19 protein-coding genes are annotated in these 19,340 nt (G+C 61.3%); 15 read left to right on the plus strand and 4 right to left on the minus strand.

Annotated features, from left to right (window positions below; genetic code table 11):
- The 8 genes from trbE to AB7Z56_RS13490 all read left to right on the plus strand — a co-directional run bounded on the left by trbE (position 1) and on the right by AB7Z56_RS13490 (position 8,030).
- A complete protein-coding gene (gene trbE / locus AB7Z56_RS13455; protein WP_441256293.1) occupies positions 1 to 2,442 on the plus strand; it encodes a conjugal transfer protein TrbE in 2,442 nt (813 codons plus the stop codon).
- Positions 2,439 to 3,167, plus strand: coding sequence for a P-type conjugative transfer protein TrbJ (trbJ, locus tag AB7Z56_RS13460; RefSeq protein WP_441256294.1), 729 nt, complete (start codon positions 2,439 to 2,441; stop codon positions 3,165 to 3,167). The genes trbE and trbJ overlap by 4 nt, the downstream gene beginning before the upstream one ends.
- Complete coding sequence (gene trbK-alt, locus AB7Z56_RS13465; RefSeq protein WP_441256295.1) at positions 3,167 to 3,538, plus strand: putative entry exclusion protein TrbK-alt; 372 nt, start codon at positions 3,167 to 3,169, stop codon at positions 3,536 to 3,538. Before trbJ ends, trbK-alt begins: the two co-directional genes overlap by 1 nt.
- Positions 3,535 to 4,764 (plus strand): P-type conjugative transfer protein TrbL, encoded by a 1,230-nt coding sequence (trbL, locus tag AB7Z56_RS13470; protein ID WP_441256296.1) that lies wholly within the window; start codon positions 3,535 to 3,537, stop codon positions 4,762 to 4,764. Before trbK-alt ends, trbL begins: the two co-directional genes overlap by 4 nt.
- A 99-nt stretch (positions 4,765 to 4,863) precedes the next feature.
- Positions 4,864 to 5,547, plus strand: coding sequence for a conjugal transfer protein TrbF (gene trbF, locus AB7Z56_RS13475; RefSeq protein ID WP_441256297.1), 684 nt, complete (start codon positions 4,864 to 4,866; stop codon positions 5,545 to 5,547).
- Positions 5,544 to 6,569, plus strand: a complete 1,026-nt coding sequence (trbG, locus tag AB7Z56_RS13480) for a P-type conjugative transfer protein TrbG (protein WP_441256298.1) — start codon at positions 5,544 to 5,546, stop codon at positions 6,567 to 6,569. The genes trbF and trbG overlap by 4 nt, the downstream gene beginning before the upstream one ends.
- Positions 6,566 to 7,780, plus strand: a complete 1,215-nt coding sequence (locus AB7Z56_RS13485; protein WP_441256299.1) for a TrbI/VirB10 family protein — start codon at positions 6,566 to 6,568, stop codon at positions 7,778 to 7,780. Before trbG ends, AB7Z56_RS13485 begins: the two co-directional genes overlap by 4 nt.
- Before the next feature lie 4 nt (positions 7,781 to 7,784).
- Positions 7,785 to 8,030, plus strand: coding sequence for a DUF2274 domain-containing protein (locus tag AB7Z56_RS13490; protein WP_441256300.1), 246 nt, complete (start codon positions 7,785 to 7,787; stop codon positions 8,028 to 8,030).
- Here AB7Z56_RS13490 and AB7Z56_RS13495 read toward each other — a convergent pair.
- From AB7Z56_RS13495 to AB7Z56_RS13510, 4 genes are all read right to left on the minus strand, one after another.
- A complete protein-coding gene (locus tag AB7Z56_RS13495) occupies positions 7,997 to 8,956 on the minus strand; it encodes a LysR family transcriptional regulator (RefSeq protein WP_441256301.1) in 960 nt (319 codons plus the stop codon). The two genes, AB7Z56_RS13490 and AB7Z56_RS13495, sit on opposite strands and share 34 nt — an antisense overlap.
- Before the next feature lie 83 nt (positions 8,957 to 9,039).
- A complete protein-coding gene (locus AB7Z56_RS13500; protein WP_441256302.1) occupies positions 9,040 to 9,672 on the minus strand; it encodes an acyl-homoserine-lactone synthase in 633 nt (210 codons plus the stop codon).
- 85 nt (positions 9,673 to 9,757) lie between these two features.
- Positions 9,758 to 10,486, minus strand: coding sequence for a LuxR family transcriptional regulator (locus tag AB7Z56_RS13505; protein ID WP_441256303.1), 729 nt, complete (start codon positions 10,484 to 10,486; stop codon positions 9,758 to 9,760).
- Between the two features lie 292 nt (positions 10,487 to 10,778).
- Positions 10,779 to 11,378, minus strand: a complete 600-nt coding sequence (locus AB7Z56_RS13510; protein WP_441256304.1) for a TetR/AcrR family transcriptional regulator — start codon at positions 11,376 to 11,378, stop codon at positions 10,779 to 10,781.
- Positions 11,379 to 11,705: 327 nt separating this feature from the next.
- Here AB7Z56_RS13510 and AB7Z56_RS13515 point away from each other — a divergent pair, with 327 nt between their 5' ends.
- The 7 genes from AB7Z56_RS13515 to AB7Z56_RS13545 all read left to right on the plus strand — a co-directional run bounded on the left by AB7Z56_RS13515 (position 11,706) and on the right by AB7Z56_RS13545 (position 19,300).
- Positions 11,706 to 12,908, plus strand: a complete 1,203-nt coding sequence (locus AB7Z56_RS13515) for an LLM class flavin-dependent oxidoreductase (RefSeq protein ID WP_441256305.1) — start codon at positions 11,706 to 11,708, stop codon at positions 12,906 to 12,908.
- Positions 12,909 to 12,936: 28 nt separating this feature from the next.
- On the plus strand, positions 12,937 to 13,731 hold the full coding sequence (locus AB7Z56_RS13520) for an enoyl-CoA hydratase/isomerase family protein (protein WP_441256306.1): 795 nt from the start codon (positions 12,937 to 12,939) through the stop codon (positions 13,729 to 13,731).
- Between the two features lie 155 nt (positions 13,732 to 13,886).
- A complete protein-coding gene (locus AB7Z56_RS13525) occupies positions 13,887 to 14,723 on the plus strand; it encodes an enoyl-CoA hydratase/isomerase family protein (protein WP_441256307.1) in 837 nt (278 codons plus the stop codon).
- A 25-nt stretch (positions 14,724 to 14,748) separates the two neighbouring features.
- Complete coding sequence (locus AB7Z56_RS13530; RefSeq protein ID WP_441256308.1) at positions 14,749 to 16,647, plus strand: AMP-dependent synthetase/ligase; 1,899 nt, start codon at positions 14,749 to 14,751, stop codon at positions 16,645 to 16,647.
- Positions 16,648 to 16,661: 14 nt separating this feature from the next.
- Positions 16,662 to 17,435 (plus strand): creatininase family protein, encoded by a 774-nt coding sequence (locus tag AB7Z56_RS13535; protein ID WP_441256309.1) that lies wholly within the window; start codon positions 16,662 to 16,664, stop codon positions 17,433 to 17,435.
- 4 nt (positions 17,436 to 17,439) lie between these two features.
- On the plus strand, positions 17,440 to 17,937 hold the full coding sequence (locus AB7Z56_RS13540) for a flavin reductase family protein (protein WP_441256310.1): 498 nt from the start codon (positions 17,440 to 17,442) through the stop codon (positions 17,935 to 17,937).
- A gap of 136 nt (positions 17,938 to 18,073) precedes the next feature.
- The gene (locus AB7Z56_RS13545) at positions 18,074 to 19,300 is read left to right on the plus strand and encodes an ABC transporter substrate-binding protein (RefSeq protein WP_441256311.1); all 1,227 of its coding nucleotides are present in this window, start codon (positions 18,074 to 18,076) and stop codon (positions 19,298 to 19,300) included.
- Positions 19,301 to 19,340: the final 40 nt, after the last annotated feature.

Below are 19,340 nucleotides of genomic sequence, written 5' to 3' on the forward strand. Positions count from 1 at the left end.
ATGATGAACCTTGCCGAATATCGTCATTCCAACGCGCGTCTCGCCGACTTCCTGCCCTGGGCAGCCCTCGTCGACGAGGGAATCATCCTGAACAAGGACGGCTCGTTCCAGCGGACAGCAAAGCTCCGGGGGCCTGACCTCGACAGCGCGGTGCCGGCCGAACTTGTCGGCGTCGCCGGTCGCCTGAATAACGCGCTGCGCCGTCTGGGATCTGGTTGGGCGGTCTTCGTTGAAGCGCAACGCCATTTTGCGGGTGCTTACCCGCCGAACACCTTTCCGGATGTCGCGTCTGCACTGGTCGACGCCGAGCGCAGAGCTCAATTCGAAGAGGCGGGCGCCCATTATGAGTCCAGCTACTTCTTGACCTTCCTCTATCTACCTCCCGAGGAGGGGGCGGCTAAGGCGGAGCGATTGCTCTATGAAGGTCGCGACCGCACCGTTGGAGCAGATGCCCGGGAGGTGCTGCGCGGGTTTATTGATCAAACCAACCGCGTGCTGCAACTCGTCGAAGGGTTCATGCCGGAATGCGGCTGGCTCGATGATCAGGACACGCTGACCTACCTGCACTCGACGATCTCGACCAAGCGTCATCGGGTTCGGGTGCCCGAAATTCCCATGTACATCGATGCGCTGTTGTCCGACCAGCCGTTGACCGGCGGGCTAGAGCCGATGCTGGGTTCAGCGAACGTGCGAGTCTTGACGATTGTCGGCTTCCCGGGCGCGACGACCCCGGGGATCCTGGACGACCTGAATCGCCTGGCATTCTCGTATCGTTGGTCGACGCGCGCAATCATGCTCGACAAGACCGACGCCACCAAGCTGCTGACCAAGATTCGGCGGCAGTGGTTCGCCAAGCGAAAGTCGATTGGCGCCATTCTCAAGGAGGTCATGACCAACGAGGCGTCGACGCTGCTCGATACCGACGCACACAACAAGGCGCTTGATGCCGACGCGGCGTTGCAGGAATTGGGGTCGGATCAGATCGGACAAACCTTTGTTACAGCGACCATCACTGTCTGGGACCGCGATCCCAATGCTGCCGATGAAAAGCTGAGGCTGGTCGAGAAGGTCATCCAGGGCCGCGATTTCACCTGCATGATCGAGACGGTGAACGCCGTCGAAGCCTGGCTCGGCAGTCTGCCCGGGCACGTCTACGCCAACGTGCGGCAGCCGCCGGTATCGACCCTCAACCTCGCTCATATGATTCCGATGTCGGCCGTGTGGGCCGGAGAGGCGAGGGATCTGCACTTCAAGGGTCCGCCGCTTCTGTTCGGCAAGACCGAGGGATCAACGCCGTTCCGATTCTCGCTCCACGTCGGCGACGTCGGTCATACCCTTGTGGTGGGGCCGACAGGCGCTGGCAAGTCAGTGTTGCTCGCGCTGATGGCGCTACAGTTCAGGCGTTATCCGAACTCACAGGTCTTCGCGTTTGACTTCGGTGGTTCGATTCGGGCGGCCGCCCTCGCCATGGGCGGTGATTGGCATGATCTCGGCGGCGCATTGTCCGACGGAGATGAACAACCCGTCGCCCTGCAGCCGTTGGCCTGGATTGATGATCCTTCCGAGCGCGGATGGGCGACGGAATGGATCGGCGCGATCCTGGCACGGGAAAAGGTCGAGATCACCCCGGAGGTCAAGGATCATCTCTGGTCGGCGCTGACATCTCTCGCCTCGGCGCCGAGGGAGGAGCGCACCCTGACGGGCCTGTCAGTCCTGCTCCAATCGAACTCCCTGAAACGCGCCTTGCAACCATATTGCCTCGGCGGTCCGTCCGGGCGCATGCTCGATGCCGAATTCGAGCGCCTTGGCGAGGCCTCGGTCCAAGCGTTTGAGACCGAAGGCTTGATCGGAACGAGTGCTGCGCCGGCCGTGCTGGCGTACCTCTTCCATCGTATTGGGGACCGACTCGACGGCCGGCCGACACTCCTGATTGTCGATGAAGGTTGGCTTGCCCTCGATGACGAGGATTTTGCGGGGCAACTCCGGGAATGGCTGAAGACGCTTCGGAAAAAGAATGCCTCCGTCATCTTCGCTACCCAGTCGCTCTCGGACATCGATGGCTCCGCGATCGCACCAGCGATCATCGAAAGCTGTCCAACGCGCCTGTTGCTGCCAAACGAACGGGCGATCGAACCGCAGATCACTGCCATCTATCGCCGCTTCGGCCTCAATGACCGCCAGATCGAGCTTCTGAGCCGGGCAACGCCAAAGCGCGACTACTACTGCCAGTCTCGGCGCGGCAACCGGATGTTCGAACTTGGGCTAGGCGAGGTTGCGCTCGCATTCACCGCAGCCTCTTCCAAGACAGACCAGGCCGCCATCACGCAGCTCATCGCCGAACATGGACCAGACGGCTTCGTGCCTGCCTGGCTCGAGCAACGTGGCGTCGCGTGGGCGAGCGATCTGATCCCCAATCTCGTCAATCTGGAGAAATCGCTATGAGGCGTCTTGGCCTATTGGCGGCTACTGGCACTATCGCGGTGGTGCTTAGCGTCGCGGTGCCCGCGCGGGCGCTGATCGTCTTTGATCCCAACAACTACGTTCAGAACGTCCTGACAGCTGCGCGGGAACTGCAGCAGATAAACAACCAGATTACCTCGTTACAGAACGAGGCGCAGGTGCTGATCAATCAGGCTAGGAATCTAGCAAACCTGCCGTACTCTTCGTTGCAGCAACTGCAATCGTCGATCCAGCGTACCCAGCAATTGCTGGCCCAGGCCCAGCGTATCGCCTATGACGTCCAGCAGATAGATCGCGCGTTTTCGACGAGCTATGCGCCGGCCACGGGTAGCCAATCGAATCAGTTGCTAGTCGCCAACGCTCAATCGCGATGGCAAAATTCCTATGCCGCAACGCAAGACGCGCTGCGCGTTCAGGCGGGCATTGTTGGCAACCTCGACACCAACCGCATCCAGACTTCCGCGCTCGTAACGTCTAGCCAAGGCGCAAGCGGCGCTCTGCAGGCAACGCAAGCTGGCAATCAGATTCTCGCGCTGAACGCGCAGCAGCTTGCCGACCTCACCGCTGTCGTGACGGCACAGGGCAGGGTGCAGAGCCTCGAAGCGGCTCAGCGCGCCTCGGCCCAGGATCAGGGACGAGAGCAGTTCAGGCGGTTCCTGACGCCAGGACAGGGCTATCAATCCTCCAATGTGCAGATGTTCCACTGATGACCGACGTAAGGGCATTCAAGGCGTTGTCGCTGCTTACGACAATAGGTGTGTTGGTCGTCACTGCCTGCACGATTCAGCTTCGTGGCGGAGACGGTCCTCCTCCGCCGCCGAAGGTGGAGCAGACGACAAATGCAACCAGCTCTGACCTTGCACGCTGCCGCAGTGTCACTGCGCAGGAAGCCTCGGGTTATCAGCACTGCAAGCAAGTGTGGGCCGAAAACCGGCGACGCTTCTTGGCCAGGAAATCCGGTGCCGCGGTTCCTGGCCAAGAAGAACCCGCCGCGGTGTTGGGGCCCGCCCCAAAGGATCAGAGCCGGATCCCGCAAGGATATCCGCAACCGGCGACGCCCGAGGCGAGCAAGCCATGACGGGTACGGGGATCATCGACCAATTCCTGGAAACGTTCACGCGTTACATCGACAACGGCTTCGGGCTGCTCGGTAGCGACGTTGGGTATCTCGCAGCGACCCTCGCCGCGATCGACATCACGCTTGCTGCGTTGTTCTGGAGTTGGGGGCCGGACGAAGACATCATCGCGCGCCTCGTCAAGAAGACGCTCTTCGTAAGCGTCTTTGCCTATCTCATCGGCAATTGGAATAATCTGGCACGCATCGTTTTCGAGAGCTTTGCGGGTCTTGGGTTGAAAGCATCTGGCGCAGGCCTCTCCGCGTCGGACTTCCTGCGGCCAGGAAAGATCGCTCAAGTCGGGCTGGACGCCGGCCGACCGCTGCTCGATTCGATTTCCAACTTGATGGGCTACATCAGTTTCTTCGAGAATTTCGTTCAGATCGTCGTTCTCCTGTTCGCCTGGGTCGTTGTGCTGCTCGCCTTCTTTATTCTGGCGATCCAGCTCTTTGTCACCCTGATCGAGTTCAAGCTCACCACGCTTGCCGGCTTCGTGCTCATTCCCTTCGGCTTGTTTGGCAAGACTGCGTTCGCGGCAGAGCGGGTCTTGGGCAACGTCATATCCTCAGGGATCAAGGTGCTGGTCCTGGCCGTCATCGTCGGCATCGGTTCGACCCTGTTCTCGCAGTTCACCGCAGGCTTCGGCGGCGCCCAGCCGACCATTGAAGACGCGATGACCCTGGTGCTTGCGGCGCTCTCCTTGCTGGGCCTGGGCATCTTCGGTCCCGGAATCGCCAACGGCCTGGTGTCGGGCGGACCGCAACTCGGCGCCGGTGCGGCGATTGGAACAGGCCTTGCTGCCGGCGGCATTGTTGCGGCGGGCGCAGGTCTTGCCGCCGGCGGTGCCGGTCTCGCTGGCGGCGCGATTGCGGGTGCCGCGCGTAGCGGCGGCGCCGCCATGAGCGCAACATCAGCCGCCTACCGGAGCGGCGGCTTTGCCGGCGTCGCGGAGGCCGGCGCTTCCGCTGCCATGAGCCCCTTGCGTCGTGCAGCGGCTACGCTCGGCGCAGGTGGGGAAGCCGGCGCGCAGGCCGCGAGCACCTCGGCTGAAGGTCAGCCCGATTGGGCGCGGCGCATGAAGCATGCCGAGACTATTCGGCACGGTGCATCGGCAGCCGGCCACGCGGTCCGCTCCGCCGATCACGGTGGCAGCGGCTCTTCCGTCGATTTGTCTGAAGGAGAGCGCTGACACTTAGCCACTGCACCTTCGCCAGCCGCTGCGCGGGCGCATGAAACGCGGACACCGCACGATTCGAAACCGATCACTTGATCTCAGGGGCAACTATCGATGTTCAAACGACCATCAGTGCACTACGGGCGTATGCCCGAACCGGTTACGCCGTATCAGAAAGCAGCGCAGGTTTGGGATGAACGCATTGGATCCGCCCGCTTACAAGCCAAGAATTGGCGCTTAATGGCGTTCGGCTGCCTGACGCTATCGGCCGGTCTCGCAGGTAGCCTTGTCTGGCAATCGAGCCAAGGCTCAATCACGCCCTGGGTCGTTGAAGTCGATCATCTCGGCCAAGCCCAAAGAGTTGCGCCGGCCAACATCGACTATCAACCTACTGACGCTCAGATCGCCTACCATCTGGCGCGCTTCATCGAGGACGTCAGAGGCCTGCCGGCCGACGGTATCGTTCTGCGCCAAAACTGGCTCCGGGCCTATGATTTTACGACGGATCGTGGGGCGGCTGCGCTGAACGACTATGCGCGCAACGATGACCCCTTTGCGAAGCTGGGCAAGGCTCAAATCTCCGTAGACGTCTCGAGCGTCATTCGCGCGTCTTCGGAGAGCTTTCGCGTCGCGTGGACCCAGCGCGTCTACGACAACGGCTCGTTGAGTTCGACTGAGCGCTGGACTGCAATTCTCTCGATCGTGATCGAGACACCCCGCGATGCCGAACGCCTGCGCAAAAACCCCCTTGGCGTCTATGTCCGCGCCATCAACTGGTCAAAGGAGTTGGGTCAGTGACCAAGACGCCGCATGACGTTCATTCGAACCGGCCCATCCCGCACAATTCGGCACTGCCGGAATTCGTGGCCGCGAAGCGAGCAATTCTGTTGGCTCTCCTGGTCGGTTCCTCGGCGCTCGGTGGGTGCGCGACCTACATTCCGCCGGAGATCAGCTATGACGCGGACGTGCCTCCGTTGCCGGCGGCTCCTGCGCATTTCGACGACAGATTGCGACCGCTTCACATTCCACCGCTCTGGAAGCCGGCGCTCGGCGGCAAGTCGGCCGGGAAGGAAGAGCCAGAACCCGTGAGCCGGGTTGAGACGGCAAACAGCGCCGCCCGGGTCGAACCGCGCAAGCGGGGGTATTTCAACGCGGCGCAAATCTACGCCTACAGTCCTGGCGCTCTCTATCAGATTTACGCCGCGCCCGGGCAGATCACGGATATCGCGCTCGAGGAAGGGGAACAGTTGACGGGATCGGGGCCCATCGCGGCCGGAGATACCGTACGTTGGGTCGTGGGCGATACCGAGAGCGGGAACGGCGACACGCGACGCGTCCACATCCTGGTCAAGCCGACCCGCGCGTCAATCGAGACCAACCTGGTCGTCAATACCGATCGGCGCACCTATCTGATCGAGCTCCGTTCCCGCGAGCGGCCATACATGCCGTCTGTTGCCTGGTACTATCCAGAAACTGCACGGGAACGATCGCGTTCGGTCGCTCTGAAGCCCGTTCTTCCGGAGCCGGCGCAGCGCATCTCCCGCTATGCCATCGAAGGGGACAGTCCACCCTGGCGGCCGCTCGCCGCATATGACGATGGCCGCAAGGTCTACGTCGAATTCCCGCAAGGCATGGTGCAGGGTGAGATGCCTCCACTTTTCGTCATCGGCCCGGACGGCAAGACCGAACTCGTCAACTACCGCGCCTACGGCAACGTGCTGATCGTGGATCGGCTCTTTGCGGCCGCCGAACTCCGGCTCGGCGGTGAGCACCAGCAGAAGGTCAGGATTGTCAGGACCGACGGGAGGCCGTCGTCATGAACACCCCGAACGGAAACGATCACGAGAAAGCAGTTTCGCCGGAGACACAGGGGGAGGAGACCAAAAGCTTCCGCTTGAGGGCAGAACATCCGCGTGTGACACGATTGTCCCGGAAAGTCCTGGCCGGAGGAAGCGCCGTTGCATTGCTCGTCATAGGTGCAACCGTATTGTGGTCGCTGCAGAACAATCGTTCCCGAAACTCGACGGCCGACGAGCTTTACAGTACGGATCATCACAATGTTGCCGACGGCATTACGACACTGCCGAAGGATTATGCTGGCGTTCCGCGCCAGCCAATTCCGCAACTCGGTCCGCCGCTCCCAGGGGACCTTGGTCGACCGATCCTTGCCGCTCAAGGCCAGCCGCCGACGAGCGGCGCTGATCCGGACCAGCAGCGCCGGAATCAGGAGACCGAGGCAGCCCACACCAGTCATCTGTTCGCTTCGACCAACGGACGAGAAGTGCGTCCGCCTGCTGCTGCGGCGGCTGTTGGCAGCGAGCGCGTCGTGTCGGCGAGCGCAACGAGCGCTGGCGACGATGGATCTGCGCAGAATGGTCAGGACCGGAAGCTTGCTTTCGTTAATGCTTCCGTGGATCGTCGCACAGTCAGCCCTGACCGCATCACCAAGCCTTCTTCTCCGTATATCGTGCAGGCCGGGACCGTGATTCCGGGAGCGCTGATCACCGGGATCCGATCGGACCTGCCAGGGCAAATTACGGCGCAGGTAACCGAGAATATCTTTGACACGCCGACCGGCCGCTTTCTCCTCGTGCCTCAGGGAGCGCGTCTGATTGGCATGTACGATAGTCAGGTCACCTTCGGTCAGTCTCGCGTCCTGCTGGTCTGGACGCGGCTCATCATGCCGAATGGACGTTCTATCGTTCTCGAGCGGCAGCCTGGCGCTGACACCGCAGGGTATGCGGGCCTTGAAGACCAAATCGACAATCACTGGGGCGAGCTATTCAAGGCCGCCGCGTTATCGACGTTCTTGGCTGTCGGGACGGAACTGGGCGCAGGCTCCGACACTAACAGCAACGACAGTGCGATTATCCAGGCGTTGCGGCACGGCGCCTCGGACTCACTGAACCAGACCGGACAGCAGGTGGTTCGGCGCAGTCTCAACATACAGCCCACTCTCACCGTGCGACCTGGCTTTCCGGTTCGCGTTCTCGTAAATCGTGACCTCATACTTGTGCCATACGGAGGATGATGGCATGCCCAAGCTTAAAATAGCAGCACTGCCCGACGACAAGCCGGTCAAGGTCGCCGCTGAACTTCCGGCATCAGTGCATCGGGATCTCGTCGCATATGCAGAGGCCTTGGCAAGCGAAAGTGGGCAGCGCATCGATCCGGTGAAGTTAATCGCACCGATGCTGGCGCGCTTTATGGCCACGGACCGAGGATTTGCAAAGGCCAGACGAGCTGGTCATTCCCCGAGAGCCGGCGGAGGTGAGGGATAGCGCTCTGCCAACAGATCGAGGAAACGGTTTAGAGCCGGATTTTCATTGTGGTCGCGCCAATGCGCAAAGAAGTCCACCCGGCTAGGTCCCGTTCCGTCGTGCAACTCCCGGTACACAAGCCCAGCGAAACTTGCGCCGATATCCGATTCCATCACCAGACTGAGCCCCATGCCCATACTCGTCAGATTTTTGATAATGCCGCGGCTCACGTCATGGCGCTCTACTGCGGGCCGGTCGTCAGGTGACACGAGCTTCGAAATCAGGAGATCCTCGAGCTCTTGTCCAGGATCAATCTTGCTTAGAAGTATCTTTTCGTTACGCAAATCTGCCCAATGGATGGTCTCGCGCGCCGCTAGGCAGTGATCCTGAGGCAACGAGATCAAGATGCGCTCGTTCCACAGCAGTAGTGATTTGACGTCCATTGAAGCCAGACGTCCAGGGCTAACGACGACGTCGACAGTCCCGTTACGCAGCGCGGTCATCAGATGAAAGCGAGAGCGTTCCATCGTTGCCAATTCGATCTGCGGGAGCCGCTTCTTGAATTCACCTATCGTCGCTCGCAAATTGCCGGTAGACACGGACGTGTAGAAGCCAATAACAAGATGGCCAGTATCGCCGCGACCACCAGACCTCCCGGTTTCAACGAGTATGTCGACCTGTTCCAGGATCAGTCGGGCAATTCGCAAAACCGCTTGGCCAGCGATAGTGGGCTTGATTCCTCCGCTGGAGCGCTCGAATAGTGAAGTTCCAACCAGATATTCAAGCTGACCGATGGATCGGCTAAGGACAGTGTGCTTGATCGAAAGGACATCAGCGGCTCGTCGAAAGCTCCCGTAGTCGCTGGCAACCACAGCGAATCGAAGCTGTTGCAGGTCAATCGCGCTCGCTGTGTTCCGCCGATCGTGTCGGATCCCGGTTTCTGTCATTTTCGAAGCTCGGTAACAAACCACAAGACAGGAAGTCCCCAATCCAGGCGAGGACTCTATCTCGTTCATTGGCAGGGATCGTTCTAGGCGGCAGCAAAGATTACCGGCGTCCAGAGAGTCGGTGTCGAAAGACCTCCGGCCTTACGGAGATTCCGGAGAACTTCGCTCGAAATCGCAAGGTAACCCGCCAAGGCCACGGTGTTGCCGATTGTGGCCGGATTGCCAATGCGTCGCAGCGGCCAACCGACCCGTCGAAGGATTCTCTCCATTCGGAGATCTGTGACAGTAACGATATCAGTGAGTTGTCGTGAGAGCCCGAACTCGACCATTCCGGCAAACAGCTCGTATGCGGCGCGAGTTATGCCGTGATTTCCTTTGGGGGCGTCGGATGCAATGTCGATAGCGAACCTGCTGCTTTCCCATACTAGCGGAGTTGACGGCGCGGGTTGACCTTCAAGAAGCGCGGGAAAGGTGTCGCGAAGCATGGTCGGGCCAAGCGTGGGGAGCAGGCGTACGGAACCTTGCACTTGGCCGTTTTCATCTACCTGGATTAGATAGTCAGGATGCAGCGCGTCGAATTGGTCGATCTCCATGTCGCCGCTGGTCTCAACTTCCCATGCCATGCGCAGTTTGAAGACACGATGCCGCAACCGATGCATCTCAACGAGGGTGTCGGAAAGCTCTCCGTACGAAGGTGGTGTGATCAACTGGATCATAATCCCTCCAGAAGTGTTGAATAGCCTTCGTTGAAGCGCGATTATCGCCTCAAATCATCACCTGTAGTTGTAGGGGGAGGGCACCCTAATTTTGCTGTTTTCTATTTGCAGCCGCCAAGTGTGTTATCGCCTGCGCGATTGTGCGAACGCCGAGCTTTTCCTTCGCATTCTCCAAGTAATACGCAACTGTGTTGCGCGAAATACCGAGAATGCAGCCGATTTCCCAAGAGCTCTTTCCTCGAGCCGCCCACTCCAAACATTCTACTTCGCGGCGCGATAGCCGAATTCCGTCGAGACCACGTTCGTTTCCGAGCTTGCGACGAACGTGAGCATGAAAATACATCGCCATGAGTTGAAGAACACGCGTGTACGAATCAATGCATTTCTCGAATTGTGGCCGGCTCTCGTCAGTAGCGAAAGTCAATGCGGAGATTGGCCCATGCCCATCGTGAATCGGCACCGTGAAGCCGAACCGGATTCCGCATTGCGCGGCTTCATCGAATAGTCGCCGCTGCTCTTTTGAACTGGTTTGTGATCGAAAATCGATTCCCCATCGAAAGGGCTCCGGGCTCTGAAGGGCTTCTCGAATGACGGGATCAATGACTTGGTATTTCTTGTCTAGATAATGGGTCGTCCATCGCGTTGGATATGTTGAGATGAGTCGGGGCTTCCTGTCTTCTTCGCTCTGGAGAGCGAGATAAGCGAAACACGATAGGTCCAAAGCCGATGCTGTTTCCGCCAGCGCGTTGGAGAAGCCTTCGGCATCTTCGGCGCTGACTATTGCATCAATGAATTGTTGGAAGACCCGATGCATATGCTTTCCCTTAGAACGGTATGCGCGGAAGCCTTGTAGGCGACTCACCGCTGCGCCGTCGCGGTGCTGCGCTTGGGGACGCCTGACCCGCCGGACCTAAGGGTAAGTCTGCTAACTCAAGCACCACACGCCTCCGTAGCTAGGGCCGAAGGAAATTAGGCAAAACCTGGCCCGCGCGGGACGCGCCAATCACAGTGCGATCTCTCATGTGCAGCCATGGCTAATGCGTGGGATTCTGCGGCCGCGAGGACCGTCTGAGCGATAGGGTTTGCGCCGGCAGGACAGGTGTAGATCAGAGGTCGCCGCGGCCGAGCAGCGCGTGCAGCGCGGCCTGGCGCATAGTGGAGAAGATCGACTCCTCGTCGAGGCCCTTCCTAAGCGTCGCAGCCGTGTTGAGCATGGAGAACACGGCCTGGGTCAGCAGTCGTGCCTCGGGTTCGGACAGGTCGGGCCGCAGAGGGATTATCACGGAAATCCACTCTTCGGCGTACAACGCCATCTCGCGCCGGATCCGCCTGTGGTCGTGTTCAGGAAGAGCGTGCTCGTTCTTGGTGAAGATCAGAGTGCTTGGTGGTCCTTTAAGGATCAACCGGATGTGCGACTCGACCATCGCTATCATGGCGGCCTTTGGATCCTTCGTCGTCTCCGCGATCCGTTTTGCAACCTCGTGCACGATCTGCGTCGGTTCCTCCAGAACCGCGATCAGGACTGCCTGCTTGTTCTGGAAGTGGCGATACAATCCAGGACCAGTGATGCCGGCGCGCGCTGCGATCATTTCAACTGTGACCGCGTCGTATGAGTGCTGCAGGAAGAGCTCAGCAGCGACCGCGATCAACTGCTCCCGCCGCCCGCTGCTGTATGCCCGCTTGATCGGTATGGGCTGAATATTCATTGAGGCGCACCGTACCACGTGGCGGCCGCGAAGCACCGTGTCATCCCGCGCGCCAGCATCTGCCCCGGGCTCAATGAACGGATCATGTGAACGTCTCATTTCATCCTCATGTGAATATAGATTCACTTTTCTGGACCGCCGCCAGATCGCTGGGCGAGGGGGCTGAATATTTTTCATTGCACGATTATCAGACGTTATACCAGCTATAAAGCCGGCATCGCAAAGAACGGTTCTAGATGGTCGGCGCTGAAAGGTTGTTGACAGGGTGAGGTGGCCGGCCATAAAGTTAGTATAGATTAACATTGAGGTGCGGAGGAGGCACAACGCATGCGGTTCATCTTCTTCAGCGAGGGGGAGACCCAGCCGGGACACACCCACGCGCACCGCTATCGCGAGCTCATCGACGAAGTGATTCTGGCGGAGAAAGTCGGATTCGACGCGTTCGGGTGCTCCGAACAGCATTTCGCGATCGGCACGGCCTCGACGTCGGCTCCCGAGGTGATCTACCCGTACATGATGGCGCTAACCAGCAGGATCCAGTTCATCCACCTGATCACGCCGCTTCCCAAGAAGATCAATCACGCGCTGCGCGTCGCGGAGCGGCTGGCGACCGAGGATATCCTGTCGAACGGTCGCGTCGGGCTCGCCGTCGGCCGCGGCAACACCACCCTCGCGCTGCGCGCCTTCGAGGTCGACCCCGAGGAGACCAAGGCGCAGCAGATGGAGGGCATCGAGGTCATCCGCCGGGCCCTATCGAACGACATCTTCTCTTTCGTCGGCGAGCACTACAAGATTCCGCCGCGCAGCCTGACGCCCAAGCACGTGACGCTGCCCTATCCGCCAATCATGATGGCGACCTCGAGCCCGCAATCGATCACCGCCGCGGCGCACATGGGCATCGGCGCCATGATGGGCGGCGGCTATAGCGGGTTCACCTCTGTGCAGAGGTCGGCCGAACTCTATGACAAGGAGCTGGCGAGCGCCGAGCACGTATACCCCGTGCAGGCGCAGAAGGTGGCGGTGATATCCGGCGGAATGCATTGCGCCGATACAAACGAGGAGGCGGAACGCTGGGCGGCCACGCTGGCTCATAGCGTCGCCTTGTCCATCGACGCCTATGAGCGGCTCTCGAAGCTGTCCGCCGACTATGGATCGCTCGGCAAGATCAAGAACATCGACTTCAAGAACGAGCGCTATTTGTTCGACGAGTCCGGGAGCTTCATCGTCGGCGACGTCGATACCTGCGCCAAGCAGGTCCAGCGGTTCGTCGACATGGGCATCGACGCGCTTGCTCTCCGGATCGACGGCATGCCGCACAAGGAGCTGATGAAGTCGATCGAGCTGTTCGGCAAGTACGTCATCCCGAGGTTCAAGAACCCCCGGTCGGTCGTGCGCACGTCCGACGCGGTCCTTGCAGACATCCGCGCCGCCCGCCCTGCCCACTATGCCGAGCGCGAGGCCTTCGAGAACGCCAAGGCGGCCGCCGAGACGGTCGCCAGCGCAGTCCGTCATCCTGCGGCCTCTGCCTGATGCCTGTTTGAAGAACTGGAGACATAAGATGAAAGACAAGAAATACGAAGGCTTGCTCGTAGAGATACGTCCGAGCGGTGTGGCCGTCATAACCATGAACCGGCCTGAAATCCTCAACGCCATCAATTGGCCTATGCATACCGCGTTGGAGGAGGTGTTCGTAGACCTCGATAACGCCCCCGCGGTGAAGGCCATTGTGCTCACTGGCGCTGGTCGGGGCTTCTGCTCAGGGGGTGATCAGAACGCGCTTGATACCGGCGGGCATCCGATATCGCCCACGCGCTCGGGTCGACATCTGATCAGGAACCTCCTCGAAGTCGAGTCCCCCGTCATCGCGGCCGTGAACGGCGTGGCGGTCGGGCTGGGCGCCACGCTCGCCCTGTTTTGCGACGTCATCTTTGCCCAGCCGAGTGCCCGTTTCGCCGATACGCATGTTACGGCCGGCGTCGTCGCCGGAGATGGGGGCGCTGTAATCTGGCCGCTTCTCCTGGGGCCGGCACGGGCCAAACACTTCTTGATGACCGGCGACTTCATTTCGGCGGAAGACGCGGCGGCTGCGGGGATGATCAACAAGGTCGTGCCGGAAGGTACTGTTCTCGATCATGCGATCGGATACGCCGAACTGCTCGCGAGTGGCCCACGCAACGCAATCGTCTGGACAAAATACAGCGTCAACAAGCTGATCAAGGACCAGGTGCATCTCAATCTGGATACCGCGATGGCGCTCGAGGCGCTGACCTTCAAGAGTCCCGATCGCAAAGAAGCCGTCGCGGCCTTTCGAGAGAAACGCAAGCGCTTCGCGGAAGCCAAGAAGCCGGCGTGAGCCCGGTGCGACGAAGCGGTGCCAGACTTCGATGCATGATGATGGCCCGCGACATTGGCAGGCGTTCCGCGCGAAGCAGTCGCCGCGCCCTCCCTCGACGAAGAGCGAGGGCGGCTCCGCCACCCACCGCAGCAATCAGACACGAGAGACATCCGATGACGGCTCTATCGGCGCGGCACGAAAGCGATGTGGCTGCCGGGCTGCGGACGGCCGACCACGAGGGCGTCGTGGTCGCGACGCTCGACAGGCCTCCGGCGAACGCCCTGAACCGCGCGCTGTTGCTCGCCATGACGGCGCTGTTCCAAGATCGTGGAGACCCGACGCCGATCGTGATCACCGGTGCAGGGGGGCGGTTCTTCTGCGCGGGCGGTGACATCAAGGAAGCTGACGGAGGCGCCGCCGACCCGGTCGAAGCCCGGATGCGGGGTTTCCATAACCTTCTTGTCGCGATGGAGCGATACCCGGCTCCGGTCATTGCCGCCGTCAATGGCGATTGTGTCGGCGGCGGCGTGGAGTACGCGCTGTTCGCGGATGTGGTGCTCGCGGCGCCTCACGCCCGGTTCGGATTCCCCGAGATCAGACACGGCCTTCTGCCCGCGGATAAGGGAATCCAGCGCCTCATCCGCCTGATCGGAACACGACCCGCACGTGACTTGCTGCTGAACGGTGAACTCGTCGGCGCCGAGCAGGCGGCACGGTGGGGCCTCGTCGACGTGATTGTCGAGCCTGGTCGCCTGATGGCGGAGGCGCTTGACCGGGCCCGAGAGGCCGGCCGCCGAGCGCCTGTGCTTTATGCGGCGCTCAAGCAGGCCGTGAACGATTACGACGACGCTGTCGATCAGCGCCAGGCCGAACTGACGCTCGCCAAGGCTGCGTCCTGGTTCAACGACCCTGTGGCCCGAGGCCTCCGTCAAGGATGGAGACAGGCGCGGGCGTCGTCGCAGCCTTCAGACGAGAGGGCGTCAGCCCCAAACTCACACTCAGGCCGGTAGGCCTGCACGAATCGGAGCGATGACCATGGCCACAAATCCCGTCCCCGCAGCCACTGTCCGCGTACGGCAGGCGCCGGTACTGAGCGGCGTCACCGACACCGGCGTTGCCAACTTCCAAGCCGTCGAGCGAACCTTCGCCCAGATGGTGCAGGAACGAGCCGAGGTTGAACCTGATGAGGTCGCGTTTTGCCAATGGGACGGGACGCGCGCGATCCCGACCACGTGGGCGCAATACGCATCGAGCGTACGGGAGGTTGCGCTCGGGCTGGCAGCCCTCGGTGTAGCGCCCGGCGACAGGGTCGCCATCATGGCGCCGGGTCGGGGCGAGTGGGTGATTGCAGCGCTTGGCATTCTCTCGGCCGGAGCGATTCCGGTCGGTGTCTACCCCATGAGTTCGGCTGCGGAAGTGAGGCAACTGGTTGGACACAGCGAAGCCGTTGCCATGGTTGTTGGTGACGACAATGACGTGGCAAAGGTCGTCTACGTTGCCACGGAGCTTCCCGCCCTGCGAGCCGTGATCAGCTTCGATGGCTCCCCGTCAGGACTTCCAGGAACGATTGTCGGCAAGACATGGGCCGCACTGCGCGAGACCGGCCGAGCCCACGATGCGGCCAACCCGGCGCTTTTGGACGAGCGCCTCGCCGGGGGGCACATCGACCAGCCAGCAGCTTTGTTCTACACGTCCGGCTCCACCGGAGCCCCCAAAGGGGTCATTCATACCCACCGCACCCTGCAATACTCTGTCCTTGGCTCCGCCGTCCTCAACCCGGAGCTGACCACAACCCGCCGAGACTCGCTGAGCTTCCTGGGCCTCTCCCATGTTTCTCCGGCCATGTCCGGTGTGTACGTGCCGATCATGACCCGGGCGGTGGTGACCTTCTGTCGCCTGGACCAGCTTTCGGAGGTCCTCCGCGGCGTACGTCCGACCGGGATCGTCTGGCCGCCGCGGCTGCATGAGAAGCTGCTCAGCGTGGCGCTGGCCGGGATCAAGGGGGCGCCGGCATCTTTCCAGAAATCTTACGAGGACGCGATGGCGGTGGCCCGCGAGGTCGCCGCCGCGCGCCGCCGCGGCGAATGCGTGCCTGCCGAGTTGCAAACGCGCTACGACCAAATCCAGGAACAGGTATTTCTGCCCCTACGCGCAAAGTTAGGCGTGGACCGGGTCAGCATCGCCTGGACTGCGTCGGGAGCGATGACCCCCGAGGTGCATGCCTTGTGGCAGCTGTGGGGCGTGGACTTACGCGAGATGTACGGCACGACGGAGACCTGCGGCTGGGTCCTCGCGCAGTGGGATCGTGCCTTTCCACCCCCTGGGACCGTGGGCAAGGCGATGCCCGACCCGCGATTTGGGATCAAGGTCAGCGAGGGCGAGCTGCTGGTGAAGGGGCCTCTGCTGTTCCGCGGCTACTGGAACGACGCGGAGGCGACCGCGGACGTGATGGACGGGGAATGGTACCGCACCGGCGACCTCGTTGAAATCGACGCATCCGGCGAGGTCAAGCTCATCGGACGAGCCAAGGACATCATCGTCACCAGCGGCGGCAAGACCATCAATCCGCAGCCTACTGAAGTGCGCCTCAAGGCCAGCTCTCTCATCGAGGAGGCCGTGGTCGTCGGCGACGGCCGCAAATACCTCACCGTCATTATCTGGCCGACTGAGAACGGCAGCAAGCTCGACAGGGACGCGCTGCACGAAGGCTTGCGAAAGCAGATTGAGGATCTCAACGCCGAGCTTGCGCGTCCCCTTCAGCTCAAGGACTTCCGTATCGCGCCACGTGCGCTCTCGCCTGAAGCGGGAGAGCTTACTCCCAAGGGCACGATCCGTCGGGCTGCGGTACTCATCTCGTTCAGCGCACTCGTGGACGAGATGTACGACTCAGCGGAACACAACGAGTTCGCTGACCAAGCGCGGCTCCAAGGTTGAAGGAGCGAGAAGTGATGCGTTCCGAGCAACCGCGTGAGCTGCGGATCGAACACCTGACTAGCTCTGAGATTGCTGAGGCGATCGCCGCCGGCGCCCGCACAGCGATCCTTCCTCTGGGCGCGATAGAGCAGCACGGACCTCATCTTCCGCTGTCAATGGACAGCGATCATGCCGACGCGCTAGCGCTGCGCATAGCCCGCAAGCTTGGAGCTGCGCTGGTCCTGCCAACGGTCAGGGTTGGGTACTCGCCCCACCACCTCGGCTTCTGTGGCTCGCTTTCGGTGCGTCCCTCTACGCTGGAGGCGATCTGTCTGGACTATTGCAGCAGCCTGGCTGCGCACGGGTTCGATCGCGTGGTCCTCTTCTCCGGGCACATCGGCAATTACCCGATCATGCGCGACTTCGAACCGCGGCTGGCCACTGCGCTCGCTCCGGCGCTTCAGGTCATCGTCTACAGAGACAATGCCGCGATCCTCGACGCGTGGCGGAAGTCCGCGGAGTCGGTCGCCGGTCTGGGAGGCCACGTTGGTGGACACGCAGACGTGGCGGAGACCTCGGTGATGCTCGTCCTGCACCCCGAGAGGGTTCGGACCGACCAGGCGGCGGCGGGGTACCGGGGCACGGTCGACGAGGAGTTCCTGCGTCGGGCATTCGTCGAGGGCATCGACTCGGTCTCACCCAACGGGGTCCTCGGCGACCCCACCGGGAGTTCGAAAGTGATCGGCCACGCTGCATTGGACGCCGTCACCGATCTCGTCGTCGCGTACGCCACTATGCACGGAGCGTGATCGCATGCAATCCATGAGCGAGCAGATGGACAGCAGGACGCTGCGCGAGGCCTTCGGCGCGTTCCCGACGGGCGTCGTGGCCGTGGCTGCGCAGGTCGACGGGAGGCTGGTCGGTCTCGCGGCCTCCTCGTTTACCTCGGTCTCTCTGGACCCCCCGCTGGCGTCATTTTCCGTCGCGAAAGGTTCGACCACGTGGCCCAAGCTGCGCCGGGCCAAGCGCCTAGGAATCACCGTGCTCGCCGAGGACCACGGCGCTTTGTGCCGCCAACTCGCGGGTCCGGCCCAGGACCGGTTCAACGACGTTGCCTTCGAGATCACCGACAGCGGTGCGGTGATGCTCGTCGAGGGGATCGCCCAGTATGACTGCACTGTCCGCGAGGAGCTGGATGCGGGCGATCACGTCATCGTGCTGCTGAAACTCCACGCCGTCGTCGTTCATAGCCGCAGGCAGCCTCTCATCTTTCACCGCAGCGGGTTCGGAAGGATCGCCTCGCTTGCATAGCGAGAGCACATATGACGGCCCCTTGTCTCGCGCTCGCCCGCGAAGCCGTCGGCGCAGCTTGAGGGAAGCGCCCGGCGCACTGTGAAGCTCTGCTTGACACCCCGTTCAATCAAACAAGTTGCGAAGGAAATTACGAATGAGGAAGCGAATCTTGCATCTGGCCGCGGTAATGGCGTTGATCCTCGTGCTGCCGATCTCTGCGGCCAATGCTCAGAAGAAATACGACCCAGGCGCCAGCGACACCGAGATCAAGATCGGCCAGACCATGCCGTTTTCGGGACCAGCGTCGGCCTATGCCTCGATTGGAAAGACCGAAGCCGCCTACTTCAAAATGATCAACGAACAGGGCGGCATTAACGGCCGCAAGATCAACTTGATCCAGTATGACGACGCCTACTCACCGCCGAAGGCGGTGGAGCAGGTGCGCAAACTCATCGAGAGCGACGAGGTGCTCCTGACCTTCCAGATTGTCGGTACGCCTTCGAACGCTGCCGTGCAGAAATATCTCAATTCCAGGAAAGTGCCGCAGCTGTTCGCGGCCGCAAGCGCCTCGAGGTTCACCGATCCGAACAACTTTCCCTGGACCATGGGCTACGATCTAAACAACTTCGTCGAAGGGCGCATCTACGGCCAATACATCCTGAGGGAACATCCGAGCGCGAAGATCGGCGTGCTTTATCAGAATGACGATTTTGGCAAGGACTATCTGAACGGCGTCAAGGCAGGGCTTGGCGACAAGGCCGCCACGATGATGGTCGCGGAGACGTCCTACGAAGTGTCCGATCCGACCGTCGATTCCCATGTTCTCAGAATCAAGGATGCGGGCGCCGACCTGCTTTTCATTGCCGCCACGCCGAAGCAAGCGGCGCAGGCGATCAGGAAGACCGCCGAAATGGGCTGGCATCCGGTGCGGATCGTCGACATGAAAGCCACCTCCGTCGGAAGCGTCCTGAAACCATCCGGGCTTGAAAATGCGAAGGGTCTCATCAGCACCAACTATGGCAAGGAGCCGCTCGATCCGCAATGGAAGGACGATCCGAGCGTAAAGCGCTACCTTGCCTTCATGGAGAAGTATTATCCAGATGGAGACAAGAGCTCTAACTTCAATACCTATGGCTATGGTGCGGCACAGCTTCTGGTCCACGTGCTACAGCAGTGCGGCGCCGATCTGACGCGCGAGAACGTCATGAAGCAGGCGGCATCGCTCAAGGATGTCACAGGCGACCTCGCGCTGCCTGGGATCAAGATCAACACCTCGCCGACTGACTACCGTCTCCACAAACGGCTACAGATGATGCGCTTCAACGGCGAGCGCTGGGATCTGTTCGGCCCGATCCTTGAGGATGCCGGTCCGGCGGGTTAGTCGCTGAACTCTGATCCGATCGACGGCCTGTCGGCCGCAG

The sequence above is a fragment of the Bradyrhizobium sp. 482_C4_N1_8 genome (assembly GCF_052075965.1).
GTDB lineage: Bacteria > Pseudomonadota > Alphaproteobacteria > Rhizobiales > Xanthobacteraceae > Bradyrhizobium > Bradyrhizobium barranii.